Here is a 12,364-nt window from a genome sequence, read left to right as displayed (position 1 = left end):
ACACACAAATTATTTTACTTTTTCAAGGCTACCCCCATGATAACACCAAATTTTAAAAAAAGAGAGTTGGTCACAAGACTCCTTATATTTTTTCTAACTTGCATTTTATTAACATCCGGAACCGTATTACTTAGTTCACACTCAAATGACAAAAGAATATTATTCAATTCTGGAATAAATAAAAAAAGTACATTTTATTTTACTAAATCAGAGGCATTAATTGCATCTCATTCTATCATTAACAGAAGATTAAGATCCTCTACTATTACATCCTTTGGAAATAATGATGAAAATGTAAGAATCATTAATGACACCACTTTTACCGTTGTAAACTATGTTGAATGGATTGATATAGAAGGAAAAAACCAAAGAAATTATTATAGTTGTACGGTTACTTTTAATCAAGATTGTACCACCAATGCAAAAAATTTAGTTTTTCTAGAATAGTACAAATACACCCTTTAGATTATGGCAACTTGATGTAGCAATCTTCTACATTTTCTATTGCGGTTACCGGGAACTGCAACATGTTCCCGGTTTTTAAAATAAATTACCCCCAACCCCTTTTTTTACTTGAGATAAAACACGGTGGAAAGATTCGGGGCTTTTCTTTAGAAGCAAAATCAATTTTTCGTTTTCCACTAGTGTTTATACCGGGAATTTACCTCATAGTTCCCGGTTTTTTTTGTACAATAAATTAAACAGTCAAACAATTAAAATATCTTTAGATTTTATTTAACAAAGCAACATTAGAACTTTATTTGAGTCTTTTATTTTTGAAAAATAACTAATATGAATTGGTTTATCTTTTATATTTTTGGTCATTTAAATTATGATTTTTATAAGTATAATAATAAAAGTCTAAAAAAACATTTTGCAAACAAACACTAAAGCTCTATTTAAAAAATGATTTTGCTAGAAAAAGATGCTATATGAGAGTACTTAAATATTTATTATTTACACTAAGCTCAATTTTTATTTTAGGTTGTGAGCGAGATGACATCTGTGCAGAAGGTACTCCTACGACTCCACTGCTTATTATTAAGTTTATAGATTTTGATAATGGTACCGAAATAAAAGCTCCATCAGAGCTACAAGTAAAAGCTGTAGCTGTTGATATGGACGTAGAAGACCCATTCCCACTAGGAAGTGTTACTGATTCGATCTTAATACCCCTTAGAACTAATTCTTCTATTACTGATTATGAACTCACTATAGATTCTAATACGACCAACGAACCAGAAACACCCGCTAATACAGACGTCATAAGCATTCAATATACAACTGTAGAAGAATATGTAAGTAGTGCTTGTGGATTTAAGATTAACTATGAAGGATTGACTATATCTCCTCCAGTTGCTGGAGATGATGGGAGTTGGATCAAAAATATAACAATACAAAGAGAAGACGTAACCGATGAGACAACTGCACACGTATTTATTTTTCATTAGTCTATTAATAACCTGTTGTTTCTATGGACAAGAAGAACAAAACACTAAAATCAAAGATACACTTCCGGTTAAATCTAATGATACTTTGCCTCCGGCAGAAAAATATGGTTTTAGAGCAGGTGTTGATCTTGGAAGAATAATTCGTTCTGCAGTAGACAATAAATACTCTGGCTTTGAGATTGTTGGAGATTACAGGTTTTATAAAAATTTCTATATTGCTGCCGAGGTAGGTAATGAATCTTTAGTTAGAGATGAAGAAAACATTGAAGTAGAAGGTTCTGGAAGCTATATTAGAGCAGGAGTTGACTATAATATCTACGATAACTGGTACGGAATGCAAAACAATATCTATGTAGGTGTACGCTATGGATTTTCAACCTTTGATCAGACTCTTAATGAATATACAATTTTTACTGGCACAAATTACTTTGGTCCCAATACAATAACTGATAAAATTGAAGTTAAAGACCTTAATGCTAGCTGGGCAGAACTTGTACTGGGCATAAAGGTAGAACTTATCAGAAACCTCTATTTAGGAGCTAATGTATCTTTAAGGACCTTAATAACCGAAAAAAAACCTGATAGATTTGATAACCTTTACATTCCTGGATTTGGAAGAACAAATGATTTTAGTAGTATTGGTGTAGGTTATGGATACTCAGTAAGCTACCTTATTCCATTTTTTAAGAAGAAGAAATAATCTTTATTATCTCTTATTTCTTATATTGTTTGAATATTTTATAATATTCTCACACATGAAATTATCTATAGGGCTTTGTTTTCTACTTTTACTTTTTGTTAATATTACCTCTTCTCAAGATCGAATTACAGGTAAAAATTTTACTACCAGATCAGAAATAATTGCAACTCACGGTATGGCCGCAACCAGTCACCCATTAGCTACACAAACTGCACTTGACATACTTAAAAATGGAGGAAACGCAATAGACGCTGCAATCGCTGCAAATGCAATGTTAGGATTAATGGAACCTACTGGAAATGGTATTGGAGGAGATCTATTTGCAATTGTTTGGGACGCAAAAACAAAAAAGCTTCATGGTCTTAATGCAAGTGGAAGGTCTCCAGAAAAACTTACTTTAGAGTACTTCAAGAAAAACAACCATAAAAAGATACCTGCTCACGGTCCGCTTCCTGTTTCAGTTCCAGGATGCGTAGATGGTTGGTATGAATTACATAATAAATTTGGAAAATTAAGCATGCAGGAAATTTTAAACCCTACAATTAATTATGCCAGAGATGGTTTTCCTGTTACAGAATTAATAGCCTATTATATGCACCGTAGCTCTGCTTTCTTATCAAAATATCCAGGCTTTTCTGATACTTATATGCCTAATGGCGCTACTCCCAAAAAAGGAGAAATTTTTAAAAATCCATTTCTGGCAAATACGTTAGAGAAAATTGCAAAAGAAGGTAGAGATGCTTTTTACAAAGGTGATATAGCAAAAACTATAGCAAAATACATAAAAGATAATGGAGGGTTTCTAAACTATAACGACCTCAAAAATCATACTTCAGAATGGGTTGAACCCGTCTCAACCAATTACAGAGGATATGATGTATGGGAATTACCTCCAAACGGACAAGGAATTGCTGCATTACAAATGCTAAATATTTTAGAAGATTATGATATTAAAGGAATGGGGTTTGGAACTCCAGAATATCTTCATATCCTTACTGAAGCTAAAAAATTAGCTTATGAAGATCGGGCAAAATTCTATGCTGACCCAGACTTCAATACCATTCCTGTAACGCAACTTATATCTAAAGAATATGCAGCCAAAAGAAAAAAATTAATTAACGTTGATAAAGCCACAAAAACCTATGATGCAGGAAACCTTAATGATGGAGATACCATCTATCTAACTGTAGCAGATGAGGAAGGCAACATGGTTTCTCTAATACAAAGTAATTTTCGTGGTATGGGGTCCGGAATGACACCTACAAAGCTTGGGTTTATACTACAGGATAGAGGTGAATTATTTTCATTAGAAGAGGGACACTTTAATACTTATGAACCTAAAAAAAGACCTTTCCATACTATTATTCCGGCATTTGTAACCAAGGATGGAAAACCCTTTATGAGCTTTGGTCTTATGGGAGGAGGTATGCAACCTCAAGGTCATGTACAAATTATCGTTAACATGATCGATTTTGGGATGAATCTGCAAGAAGCAGGTGATGCTCCTCGAATAAATCATATGGGGTCTTCTCAACCAACTGGTGAAAATATGATCAACGGTGGCACATTACACATAGAATCAGGTATTTCTTATGAAACCATTAGAAGTTTATTATCCAAAGGTCATAAAATATCATATGCCTTAGGTCCATATGGAGGATACCAAGCTATTATGCTAAAAGATGGTGTGTATTATGGAGCTTCAGAATCCCGAAAAGATGGACAGGCAGCGGGTTATTAATTCACTTAAATACTGAACATAATATTGTTCTTCTTCTCAAAGAAAAGATAATACATTTTAAATACATGCTCCTTTAGTTTATCAGGAGCATGTATTAAACCTTATACCATGTGTACTAATCTTCAACAAATGGTGCTCCTGCTTCTTCTAACACTTTTAAAAGCGCAATAGATTCATTTTTTATTAGCGCGAGTTTTGAAGTAATCATACCTATTTGATTATTGATAATCTGCATTGTTTCCAAATGCGTACTAGTTGGTCCATATGTAGAGCGATCCACTCCCCTATATATTGCAAATACCCTATTTCCAATAGTGGGTTTAGTTTTCTCACCTACTTGTTGCTTAGAACTGTTTCCATACAAATCTCTCCTTAAGTCCATCATACGTTTTTCTAGTGTATTTAAACGGTTATCGAGATCTCCAGGAGTACTATTAGCCCTTTGTAAAGCTATCTTCAGCGCTTTAATACGTTTTTCTTGTCTATTCACCTGTATATCCAAAGCAGAAACTTTTCCAATTGTTTTTTCAAAACTCCTCCAAAATTCTGCAACTTTTTCTGGTGTTGCCCCTTTTAAAGCACCATTATTCATACGTTTCACTGTAAATGTGATCGGTGTTGATAATTGAGTTACTTTTCCATCTTCTATCTTTGATAAAGTAGCAGTATACACTCCTGGTACTGCCATAAAACCTTGAGAAGTATTAGAAGAGTTTCCTTCTGTTTTTAAAGGAATTGCTTCAGAAGAAGGATATCGTAAATCCCAAGCTATTCTATGAAAGCCTGATTTCACCGGTCCGCTAATTCTCCTAATCACTTCCCCAGTGTTATTTGTTATAGTTAATATGACTTCTGGTATATTTTCTGTGCGCTCTGCTTCTACTTTATCCCAACCTGGAAACGCAATATCTTTTCCTTTATTTTTTTTCTCGATTTCTTGTCGTTTTTCTTTACTTGTTTTTAAACTATTTTTTAAATAGTATGTAAAAACGGCACCAAAATCTGGATTAGGCGCTACATAATGTGAAGCTCCTTGACTTCCTTTTTCGTCATCAAAACTTAAGTTGGGTCTTGGAATATACCACCATGCATCTCTAGTAGGGAACAAAACCGCTTCTTCTTTCAATTTAGATTCTGAAATCGTTCGCAAAAATGAATAATCATCAAATACAAAAAACCCTCTCCCAAAAGAAGCACCTACCAGATCATTCTCCCTACGTTGAATAGCAAGGTCTCTAAATGATATGGTAGGCATATTTCCTTTTAATTTTATCCAGTTATCTCCCCCGTTTATTGTGAAATAAATTCCAAATTCGGTAGCAACAAACAAAAGATTAGGTTGCACATGATCTTGTACTATACGCCAAACTAATGTTCTTTTAGGCAAATTACTTTTAATAGATTTCCATGTACGCCCATTATCCATACTTTTTAATAGATAGGGTGTAAAATCACCATATTTATGATTATCCAAAGCTACATACACCGTATTAGCATCAAAAAGATCAGCTTTAATATCATTTACAAAAGCTGTAGCTGGTACCCCAGGAAGTATCCCAACGTTAATCCTTCTCCAATTACTTCCTCCATCTTCAGTCACCTGAATAATTCCATCATCAGTACCTGCATAAAGTATCTCTTCTTTCTTTGGAGATTCTGCTATTGATGTAATTGTATTATAATTAGACATTGCCAAAAAATCCCAAGGAGCATCCCAGGATTGTTTTTTACCCATAATAGGCAGCTCTATTCTTTCCTGATCTTTAGTTAAATCTCCTGAAATTGGTGTCCATTTATCTCCTCTATTATCAGATCTCCATAGACGTTGAGAAGCAAAATAAATACGTTTTGGATCATGTGCACTTACCAAAATAGGCGCATCCCAGTTAAAACGTTCAAAATTTTCATTTGCTCCAGGTTGGGGTTGGATATCCACAACTTCTCCTGTTGTTAAATCAACTCGTGATAAATTACCTTGCTGACGTTCTGCATACATGATATTGGGGTTACCCGGTTCAGTTGCAGGTTGATGACCATCCCAATTTAATACAATCTTCCAATCAGAATTCTGAATCCCGTGTAAATTATCAGTTCTTGAAGGTCCTCCTTGAGTACTATTATCCTGTGTACCACCATAAATATTATAGAACGGCTCAGCATCGTCCACAGCAACCTTATAATATTGCGTTACAGGAAGGTTGTCTACAAATTTCCAATTTGCAGTAAGGTCAAATGTTTCATATAACCCTCCATCGGTTCCAACCAAAAGATAGTTTGGGTCTTCTTTTTTAAAAGCAATAGAGTGATTATCCCCATGCTTATGTTTTGCATTCATTCTTGTAAATGTTTTTCCTCCATCTTCAGAAATTTGCATCCGTGAATCTACAAGATATAATCTTTCAAAATGATGTGGAGAAGCATATAACTCTTGATAATAGTGAGGTCCTGTAGCACCTGCTACTGCATCAGAACGTTTCTCCCAAGTTGTTCCACGATCTGTAGAACGATATACTCCTCCTGTTCTTCTATCTAACTCTATAGCGGCATATAAAATATCTGGTTGTTGTGGCGAAATAGCCAATCCTATTTTACCCATCCAGGACTTAGGAAGTCCATTCTTGAGTTTTTCCCAGGTCTCTCCTCCATCAACACTACGATGTAAGCCTGAACCTGGACCACCTCCCATGTAAGCAGCAACAGTGCGATGTCTTTGCCATGTAGCTGCATAGAGTTGATCAGGGTTCCTTGGATCTATTACTACTTCTGTTACACCAACCCATTCATCATCTCCCAAGGTTTTTTTCCATGTTTTTCCACCATCAACAGATTTATATAATCCCCGTTCTCCTCCTTTTTTCCATAATGGCCCTTGAGCAGCAACCCAAATCACATTAGAATCTTCTGGATGTATAATTATTTTAGAAATATGTTCAGAATTCTTTAGCCCCATATTTTTCCAGGAAAGACCTCCATCTTCACTACGATAAACCCCGTCACCATATCCCATGTGACGACCTCCAACATTCTCTCCCGTACCTACCCATATAACATTATGGTCTATGGGGTCAATAGTAACACATCCTATAGAATATGAAATTTGATCATCAAAAATAGGCTTCCAGGTAGTTCCTGCGTTTACAGTTTTCCAAACTCCTCCCGAACCTACAGCAACATACCATATACTTTCATTTTCTGGATGAATAGCCACATCAGCAATTCTACCAGACATAAATGCAGGACCTATATTTCTTAACTTTAATCCAGAAAAAACTGAATCTGAGAATACTGATAACACTTCTTGTTTCACTTTAGATCGCTGCGCGTCTATTGAAAAGGTAAAGATGAACAAGAATGCTATGAAAAATAATTGTGTGAATTTTGTTTTCATATCAAATAGGATGATTAGTTAATAGCCAAATTGTTATCAGAAAATTATTGTTATTTCAATAATAATCTCTTAACAAAAACATAAACTATTAAAAAAAATCCTAAGAAGAAAAATCAGAAGATATATAAGGGTAAAATCATATTACTTTTGATACTTTGCCTTTTTACTACCTGCATACATTTCATATTTTACTAGCCTGGCTTCTAACTTCCCGTTAAATACTTTTATCTTTCGAGAAGGTCGGAGTCCAACATATTTTAATGCTTCAAGATTTCCAGTAATAAACCATGCATTAGTACCTGGGTAATTTTGTTTTAATGTATCCCCTATTTGTGAATAGAACTCTTCTATATCGATTTCTAAACGTTCATCATAAGGTGGGTTAAACACTATATGAAGTTGTCCCTCTATTTCTTTAGTTGTTTCAAAAAAATCTCCTTCTCTTATTTTAACAAAATCAGTAAGATTTGCATTTTCTACATTGACATTTGCCTTTCTTACTGCAGAAGGAGCTTTATCCATCCCAATTATAGAATGATGAAAATCTCTGGTTTTATTGAGACATGATTCTTCTATTTTTTCGAATAAATCCATATCCCAATCCAGCCATTTTTCAAAAGCAAATTCCTTACGATTTAGGTTTGCCGGAATATTACAAGCGATCATAGCTGCTTCTATAGCCATGGTACCACTACCACACATCGGATCCAAAAAATCACATTGACCATCCCAGCCAGAAAGCAATAACAATCCTGCGGCCAAAACTTCGTTAATTGGCGCTATATTAGTCGCTGTACGATACCCTCTGTGATGCAATGAGCCTCCAGAACTATCCAAAGAAACCGTACATACATCTTGCTGAATATGAACATCTATAGAAAGGTCTGGATGTTCTATATCTACATTGGGTCTTTTGCCTGTTTCTTTTCTAAATTTATCTACTATCGCATCTTTGGTTTTTAAAGCTATAAATTGTGAATGAGTAAAGAGAGTAGAATTGACAGTAGCGTGAATTGAAAATGTATCATCTATACTTAAATATTCTTTCCATTCAATAGTTTGAATAAAATCATATAAACCTTGTTCATTCTTTATTCTCCTAGAAGTAATTGGTTTTAATATTTTAATAGCAGTTCTACAGCATAAATTTGCTTTATACATAAATCCTGTATCGCCATAAAAACTGACTACGCGATTCCCTATTTCTACCTTTTGCGCTCCTAAGTTTCTAAGTTCTCTTGCAAGAACTTCTTCAAAACCAAAAAGGGTTTTGGCTACCATTTTAAATGAATTACTCACTATCCAAGTTTTCGATATAAAGTCGTTTAATTTTTCTAAGACGAGAGATAAAACTTTAAACAACTTCTATAATTAAACCGCAAAAATACATTAATTTTGCGCCCTATGCTAAAAGATTCAACAATGTGGTATGCATCATGGTTTGATACGCCATACTATCATATCCTATACAAAGATAGAGATGATACTGAAGCTCAAAATTTTATGGATAATCTAACTCATTATCTAAGTTTAGAAGCTGATGAAAAAATTTTAGATTTAGCCTGTGGTAAAGGCCGACATAGCATATATCTTAATAAATTAGGATATAATGTTACTGGAGCAGACCTCTCTAAAAACAGTATAACCTATGCTTCTCAATTTGAAAATGAAGCATTAAAGTTTAGAGTTCATGATATGCGTAAACCCTATTCTGAAAAATTTTCTGCTGTTTTTAATTTATTTACAAGCTTTGGTTATTTTGATAAAGAAGAAGACAACCTCAATACTATTAAAGCCATTAAATCAAATCTAAACAATAAAGGCTTTGGAGTTATTGATTTTATGAATGTCGATTACATTATAGATAATCTAATTGAAGATGAAATAAAGGAAGTTGATGGAATTTCTTTTAAAATCAGAAGATATCATGAAAATGGATATATAATAAAAGAAATAAGATTTAGAGATAATGATGAAGATTTCTTCTTTACAGAAAGAGTAAAAAGTATATCCTTAGCTGATTTTGAGAATTATTTTAAAGAAGCAAATGTTGACTTACTAGATATTTTTGGTAATTACCAATTACAAAAATTTAATAAAAATAATTCACCACGACTTATATTAATATTTAAATAGTGTACAATTATATACTATCCATAGTCGCCGTATTTATAGGAGCATTGTTGGTTTTTATATTCAAGGCATCTAATCAGAAAAACCTAAAATTACTTCTAGCTTTTAGTGGTGCTTTTCTTCTTGCAATTACAATTTTTGACTTACTTCCAGAGATTTTTGAAAATAATCCTTTTGCAAAACGAACAGGTGTATGGATAATGATTGGTATTTTGTTACAAAAGGTATTAGAATATTTTTCTAAAGGTGCGGAGCACGGCCATATTCATTTAGATAAAGAAACCCATCGAGTACCAAAACTACTATTCATCAGTTTAGGATTACATGCTATATTAGAGGGTTTTCCTATGCATCATACCGATGGAATTTTAATGGGTATAATAATTCATAAGATTCCGGTAGCAATGATATTAACTACCTTTTTATTACATACTAAAATAAAAAGATTCATTATTATTTTATCATTAACAGGTTTTGCACTAATGACTCCGTTAGGCACTTTTCTTTCTGAGAACTTCACATTAGCTCAAAATTATTATAAAGAAATTACTGCTGTAGTGATTGGTATATTTCTTCATGTATCCACAACTATCCTTTTTGAAAGTAATGAGGGGCATAAATTTAACGTTACAAAACTTTTAGTTATTCTTGCGGCAACTGCGGCGGCATATCTCATATAAAAACATGTTTAGCAAATCTGAATCAAAAATAATTCGACAAGAATTCTGGACTAGTTTTGGAAAAGAATACTCCCGTAAATGGTTACTATATAACACCAAAATCAAAGATGTAACTTTAAAATTTACATTTACTACAAAAAAAGCACAAGTATCTATAGACATAGAACCTTATGACAAAATAATAAGAGCGTATTATTATGAAAAATTAGTGAGTTTAAGAAATATTCTAACTTCAGAATATATTCCAGATATTGTTTTTGATGAATATTATGAATTAGATAATGGAAAAACTATTTCCAGAGTTTATACTGAATTAACAAATGTTAGTATCCATAATAAAACATGTTGGAAAGAAACTATGAAATTTTTGAATGAAAAAATGTCTCAGCTTGAAATATTCTTTTTAGAATATAAAGATTATATTAAGGACTAGAAAAATAACAATTCTTTTGTTTTTTAGCTAATTTTTTATATTATCAATAATTTTAAGTGTTTTTTGTAAATTAGTTAGCAATAATACAAACTCACTATTTATGAAAAATTATTTTAAGATAATAGCAATACTGCTATTCGCGTTCATTTTCTCAAAATGTACTTCTGATGCTGTTATTCCTGATGCAAAAGAATTGGGATTAGAACAGCAAGATTCAAATTCTTTTATTGGTAAAATTAGAATTCAAAACTCAGAGATTAGATATTCTGTAAAAGCCAAATCAGAACTTGTATTTACTGTCATCATTGAAATCAACAAAAAATCCATTCAGGCAGATATTAACTATCAGAATGAAAGTTTATTTATCGATGGTCATAATATTATTTTAACTGAAAAAGAAAAACAGAGTATTCTTACCTTAGGTGGTACAATTTCTAATTATCTTCTGGAAACAAAAAAAGGAGAAATCCTAATGACAGAATACACACTATTAAGTCTTATGGAATATTGGGCAAAATCACCTCCTGATTACACCTATACTAAAAGAGTTATTGAGGCAGAAGTAAATACAACTAATCTCAAAAGTAGAAACGAGGGTATCACCTGCATTAGGAAGAACACTTATGTAAATGCAGAATATGACGACTCAAGAGGAAATCACTCTGATCGAATAAGAGTGGGAAGCAAAGCAAGAGATAATTATGGATGTATGGGAAGATGTGGTGGTGATTGTGGTAGATGGTGGATACCAAGCGCATGGACAAAAGATTGCTTAGATCATGATCAATGTAGTAATGTGAATTTCTCTAGTGGTGGCGGTAGTGATCGAAATTGTGGTGATGAATTTAATGAAGCTGCAGACGATTATGTCTTTGGAGTACTTCGAGGATGTAGAGGATAAAAAATTATTATAAAATAGGCATTAAACTTCTTTTGATGTCTATTTTTTTATCAAATCACATACCTAAGAATAAACATATAATGAAAAATACTGCCTGCGAGTACAAAAAGATGCCAGATAACATGTCCAAAGGGTATCTGTTTTAATGCATAAAAAACTATACCAATAGTATATGCAGCCCCCCCTAACATCAAATATGTAATTCCCTCATCACCTACCACATTAGATAATGTATCTATATCTAATACAATCAGCCACCCCATGATAAGATATAGGATAACTGATAAAACATCAAATCTACCAGTAAAAAATATTTTTAATATTGTTCCGATAACAGCCAAAGACCAAACAATTATAAATAATGATATCCCCTTACTATCTATTAAAGATATTAGAGTAACTGGTGAATAGGTGCCTGAAATTAGCAGATAAATGCTTATATGATCTAGTACCCTAAATTTTCTTTTTAATGTAGCATCAGAAGTATAATGATAAGCAGTAGAAGCAAAATACAGAATTAACAATGAACTTGTATAAATTATTATAACAAACGTACTATATAATGTTTTATTAGAGTTTGAATTGAGCAAAATAAAAAAGCCAATTATAGAAAGAATGAACCCAACTCCATGCGTTATCCAATTCCAACGCTCTTCTATTTGTGATTGTATGTTACCCATAAATAATTAAAAAGAATCACGTTTTAATTTATAAAAATAAAGACTAAAAAATAATAACAAGCTATTAATTAAAAACTTATTATCAACATATTAAATATGAGTCGTCCTAAAATAGGTTGACAATTTTACGATATTTAATTTAGTCCTGTGAAGCTAGCTTCACAGGATTTTTTGTTATGTATAAAATTAGGTGTTTTTAAATTAAGACTCCAATGTGGTCTTTTATTATTATAAGTTTCTATGGATTGTTCTATTAA

The 12,364-nt window shown here is 32.6% G+C and carries 11 protein-coding genes; 8 read left to right on the top strand and 3 right to left on the bottom strand.

The window, feature by feature from the left end; genetic code table 11:
* Window positions 1-36 precede the first annotated feature (36 nt).
* The 4 genes from DK442_RS07650 to ggt all read left to right on the top strand — a co-directional run bounded on the left by DK442_RS07650 (window position 37) and on the right by ggt (window position 3,892).
* The gene (locus DK442_RS07650; RefSeq protein ID WP_109435274.1) at window positions 37-447 is read left to right on the top strand and encodes a hypothetical protein; all 411 of its coding nucleotides are present in this window, start codon (window positions 37-39) and stop codon (window positions 445-447) included.
* Window positions 448-932: 485 nt separating this feature from the next.
* Window positions 933-1,451 (top strand): DUF6452 family protein, encoded by a 519-nt coding sequence (locus DK442_RS07645; RefSeq protein WP_109435273.1) that lies wholly within the window; start codon window positions 933-935, stop codon window positions 1,449-1,451.
* The gene (locus tag DK442_RS07640) at window positions 1,417-2,151 is read left to right on the top strand and encodes a DUF6048 family protein (RefSeq protein ID WP_109435272.1); all 735 of its coding nucleotides are present in this window, start codon (window positions 1,417-1,419) and stop codon (window positions 2,149-2,151) included. The genes DK442_RS07645 and DK442_RS07640 overlap by 35 nt, the downstream gene beginning before the upstream one ends.
* A gap of 55 nt (window positions 2,152-2,206) precedes the next feature.
* Window positions 2,207-3,892 carry a gamma-glutamyltransferase gene (gene ggt, locus DK442_RS07635; protein ID WP_109435271.1) on the top strand — a complete coding sequence of 562 codons (1,686 nt, stop codon included), beginning with the start codon at window positions 2,207-2,209 and terminating at the stop codon, window positions 3,890-3,892.
* Between the two features lie 115 nt (window positions 3,893-4,007).
* Here ggt and DK442_RS07630 read toward each other — a convergent pair whose 3' ends face one another.
* Both DK442_RS07630 and DK442_RS07625 read right to left on the bottom strand, forming a co-directional pair.
* Window positions 4,008-7,280, bottom strand: coding sequence for a glycosyl hydrolase (locus tag DK442_RS07630; RefSeq protein ID WP_109435270.1), 3,273 nt, complete (start codon window positions 7,278-7,280; stop codon window positions 4,008-4,010).
* A 141-nt stretch (window positions 7,281-7,421) separates the two neighbouring features.
* On the bottom strand, window positions 7,422-8,579 hold the full coding sequence (locus DK442_RS07625; RefSeq protein WP_109435269.1) for a class I SAM-dependent RNA methyltransferase: 1,158 nt from the start codon (window positions 8,577-8,579) through the stop codon (window positions 7,422-7,424).
* A gap of 105 nt (window positions 8,580-8,684) precedes the next feature.
* Here DK442_RS07625 and DK442_RS07620 point away from each other — a divergent pair, with 105 nt between their 5' ends.
* The 4 genes from DK442_RS07620 (at window position 8,685) to DK442_RS07605 (ending at window position 11,427) form a co-directional block, all read left to right on the top strand.
* Window positions 8,685-9,416, top strand: coding sequence for a class I SAM-dependent methyltransferase (locus tag DK442_RS07620; RefSeq protein ID WP_109435268.1), 732 nt, complete (start codon window positions 8,685-8,687; stop codon window positions 9,414-9,416).
* Complete coding sequence (locus DK442_RS07615) at window positions 9,416-10,093, top strand: ZIP family metal transporter (protein ID WP_109435267.1); 678 nt, start codon at window positions 9,416-9,418, stop codon at window positions 10,091-10,093. The genes DK442_RS07620 and DK442_RS07615 overlap by 1 nt, the downstream gene beginning before the upstream one ends.
* Before the next feature lie 4 nt (window positions 10,094-10,097).
* Window positions 10,098-10,526 carry a DUF4268 domain-containing protein gene (locus tag DK442_RS07610; protein ID WP_109435266.1) on the top strand — a complete coding sequence of 143 codons (429 nt, stop codon included), beginning with the start codon at window positions 10,098-10,100 and terminating at the stop codon, window positions 10,524-10,526.
* A 100-nt stretch (window positions 10,527-10,626) separates the two neighbouring features.
* Window positions 10,627-11,427 carry a hypothetical protein gene (locus DK442_RS07605; RefSeq protein WP_109435265.1) on the top strand — a complete coding sequence of 267 codons (801 nt, stop codon included), beginning with the start codon at window positions 10,627-10,629 and terminating at the stop codon, window positions 11,425-11,427.
* 50 nt (window positions 11,428-11,477) lie between these two features.
* Here the strand turns inward: DK442_RS07605 and DK442_RS07600 are convergent, their stop codons facing one another.
* Window positions 11,478-12,107, bottom strand: coding sequence for a hemolysin III family protein (locus tag DK442_RS07600; RefSeq protein ID WP_109435264.1), 630 nt, complete (start codon window positions 12,105-12,107; stop codon window positions 11,478-11,480).
* Window positions 12,108-12,364: the final 257 nt, after the last annotated feature.

It is taken from the genome of Aquimarina sp. AU119 (genome assembly GCF_900312735.1).
Lineage (GTDB): Bacteria > Bacteroidota > Bacteroidia > Flavobacteriales > Flavobacteriaceae > Aquimarina > Aquimarina algiphila.
The sequence above is the reverse complement of the archived record's forward strand: the minus strand, read 5'-3'. Positions and strand labels throughout refer to the sequence as shown.